Source organism: Paracoccus lutimaris (assembly GCF_003337565.1).
Classification (GTDB): domain Bacteria; phylum Pseudomonadota; class Alphaproteobacteria; order Rhodobacterales; family Rhodobacteraceae; genus Paracoccus; species Paracoccus lutimaris.
In genome coordinates, this window is record NZ_QPJL01000064.1 from 1 (window position 1) to 3189 (window position 3189).

Sequence of the window (3189 nt, forward strand, 5' to 3'; positions counted from 1 at the left end):
AACGCGGGGGCTTTGTCATGTCTGCTTCCGACAAAGCCAGAATTCCGGCCAATTCCCCAATGAGTTCAATCTCATGGCCACCAGTTGCGCCCGGAGCAGGCACCATGCGGATCTCGGTGATCAGGCTGCGCAGGATCTGCGTGGCCTCCAACCGCAGACCCGGTTCTTGCAGAGCTTGCGAGAGATTGGCGATCTTCTCGCGATAGAGATCCGACAGGCGCGGGTGCAGCCGCAGGGCCGGGGGCTCGGGCGTGTCTTCGATAGAGACGGTCAACTGGGCCTTCCGGCTTTCGAAATCGGCCATCTTCGCCTTCATCGACGGATGATACAGGCCGTCCTCGATTGCAGACAGAATGCCCGCGATCTTCTTCTCGACCTGCTTGAGCTCGCGCCGGGCATGATCCAGCGCGTTGCTGCGGTCCCCGGCGGCGGCATTGAACGCCTTGCGATATTCCTCGACGAAGGCGGCGATCAACTCGGGGTGCAGCAGCTTGTCGCGCAACCCGTCCAGCACCCGGCTCTCGACCTCTTCGCGCAGGATAGTCGCCCGGTTGCTGCAGATGGCGTCGCCCTTGTTGCGTGCCGCCGCGCAGCCGTAGCGGGTCTTGTTGATCAGCGTGTAGCTTGCGCCGCAGCAGGCGCATTTGACGAGGCCCGAGAACAGATAGTCCGGGCGGCGGGCGCGTTCGGGCCGGGGCCGGGCGCTCTGCACGCCGGCCGGGTTCATCTCGGCGCGGATCGCACCCTGGCGCGCCTTGGCCGCCTGCCAGAGGTCATCGGGGATGATCCGCAGCTCGGGCACATCCTCGATGATCCAGTCCTCGGGCGGGTTCGGACGAGCCTGCCGCTTATGCGACGCGGGGTCCTTGACGAAGCGCTGCCGGTTCCAGACGAGGCGGCCGATATAAAGCTCATTGTTCAGGATCCCGGTGCCCCGCTTCCAATTCCCTGAAATCGTCGATGGCCCCCAGGTGCCAGCACCCTTGCCGCTGTCGGGTGAGGCAATGCCTTCTTCATTCAGCGCTGCGGCGATCGTCCGCGCCGAAAGCCCCGAGGCGTATTCGGTAAAGATGCGGGTGACGATGTCGGCCTGGTCGGGGTCAATCATCCGCTCGCCGGTGCTGATCGTGCCGTCGGACATCAGTTCGCGCCGGACGCGGTAGCCATAGCTGATTCCGCCCGCCGATTTGCCGCCGCGCACCCGGCCCTCCAGCCCGCGATGGGTCTTTTGCGCCAGATCCTTCAGATAGAGCGCCGACATCGTGCCCTTCAGCCCGATATGCAGCTCGGAAATCTCGCCCTCGGCCACGGTGATCAGCGGGATGCCAAGGAACGACATCTGTTTATAGAAGGCGGCGATATGCTCCTGATCGCGGCTGATGCGGTCAATGCTTTCGGCGACGACGACATCGACCCGGGCCCTGCCCGCGTCATCCTGCAGATTCTGGTAGCCGGGCCGCAGGGCCGAAGCGCCGGACATGGCGGCATCGGAATAGATCCCTGCGACGGTCCAGCCTTTCTCGGCGATCAGGCGACGGCAGATCCGGATCTGGTCTTCCAGCGAGGCCTCGCGCTGGTGCTCCGAGCTGTAGCGGGCATAGATCGCGGCGCGTGGTGCGGATGAAATCATCGGTTCTTCCTCGGGCAAGCGCCATGCGTCCGTTGCGCGGCGATATCGGCCTGTGCGCAGTGCCGTGCCAGCGCCCGCACCAGTTCCAGCAGGCCTGGATGGATGAAAGGTTGGGGCTTCATGTGCTGCGGATCAAGCTTTGTTGAAGCGGATTGTGGTTCATTATGGGTCTTGTCTGTCGGTTGCATGCCGGGCCCTATGGATTGCGAGGGGCCCAGCCCTCGGTCGAAACCGGCTGGTCACATTGGAATCAAATCGGCGATTTTGGCGCCGTGAGGGGTGGGATGCCCGATCTTGACGATCTGCTTGGTCGGGTCATGACCTGGGCCGAGCCGCAATATCTGCAGCTGCGCAAGGCGCGTGAGGACGCGCTGCAGCCCGGCGCGGCGCTGGAGGATGCCGATCTCTGGCCGGTCCTGCTGCTGATCGACAGCGAAAGGCGTCAGGTTCCGCGCCTGATCATGGATCGGGTCCGGGCGCAGAAACTGCATCTTGTCGAAGGCTTCAGCCTGGCCGATGTCGAGGAGAGTCTGCTGCTGCCTGCGTGGCAGCAGGCGCGGTTCCGGACCTCGGGCTGTGCCGTGATCGCGCTGCCCATGCCGGCACTGGTTGCGCTGCCACGCGGGCGCCGTCAGCTCGAATTGGTCGAGGCGCGTCTCTTCGAAGCCCTCCGGCTCTGGACCTTTGCCCTCAGGCCCTTGATCGAGTTTTTGTGCGCCAATTCAAAAAGCCTCAGCAACAGCTATCCCTCGCACATCGACTACATTGCCGCGCATGCCCCCGATCTGGTGGCGATCAGCGCCACGCCGGGACGTCAAAAAGCCAGCACCGATGCAAAGGCGCGCGATGCCCGGAACGTCGAGGCGCATAGCGTGCTTCGCGACTTTCTCGATCAACTGGGACGCGAGGGGCGGCGCAGCCGCGTCTCTTTTGCGACTGAGGGACCGGCGCAGCCATTCTTCGGCGATGCGCTGGCGGATCGAATGTTGCGCCGCACCAGAGCTTTTTTGCCGACGGGTGTATCGCCCGTCCCGAAACGCTATGCCACCCTTTACCTGCGCGTAATCAACACGCTGTCCAAGGGCCGCCGCCTGGCGCAACTGGCCTTTGAGCAGCGCCCCCGCGACATGCGCGCCTATGAGGAGGGGATGGAAAAACTTGGCCCCCTCGCGATGCCGGAGGTGCTGGCTGCGCCGGATATGTTTGGCAACCGGCTTCACGCAGCTGCGGGCCGGGTCTATCAGGCGCAGCTGGCCAGACGGCTGGTCCAGCCGCCGACCCTTCGCGAGGCGGACCGGCTGACCGCGGCAGAGATGGCGACGCTGGCATTCCTTGCCGATATCGATCCCTATCAGATCTCGGCGCAGCATGTGCTGCTGCGCCCTGAAATCTGGGCCGCACGCGAGGTCGGCGCTCAGGCGTTCCTGCGCCGGGATGGCGATGGTCGTCGCATGGCGGCGCTGCAGCATCTGCTGGCGGATGACACCATGCCGACCGCCGCCGTGCTGGAACAACCTCTGATGCCGGAGCTGGCGTCGATTGCCGGGACGATCCGGGAG

The 3189-nt window shown here is 64.6% G+C and carries 3 protein-coding genes; 1 reads left to right on the forward strand and 2 read right to left on the reverse strand.

From position 1 onward, the window contains the following. A partial coding sequence (locus DFP89_RS19755) for a recombinase family protein (protein ID WP_245948897.1) occupies nucleotides 1–1630 on the reverse strand: 1630 nt, incomplete at its 3' end. Nucleotides 1631–1869: 239 nt separating this feature from the next. After that, on the reverse strand, nucleotides 1870–2121 hold the full coding sequence (locus tag DFP89_RS20215) for a hypothetical protein (RefSeq protein ID WP_147273372.1): 252 nt from the start codon (nucleotides 2119–2121) through the stop codon (nucleotides 1870–1872). On the opposite strand from DFP89_RS20215, the gene DFP89_RS19760 reads away from it, so the two are divergent. Next, on the forward strand, nucleotides 2092–3189 hold a 1098-nt coding region (locus DFP89_RS19760), incomplete at its 3' end, for a hypothetical protein (RefSeq protein WP_147273373.1). The genes DFP89_RS20215 and DFP89_RS19760 overlap by 30 nt on opposite strands.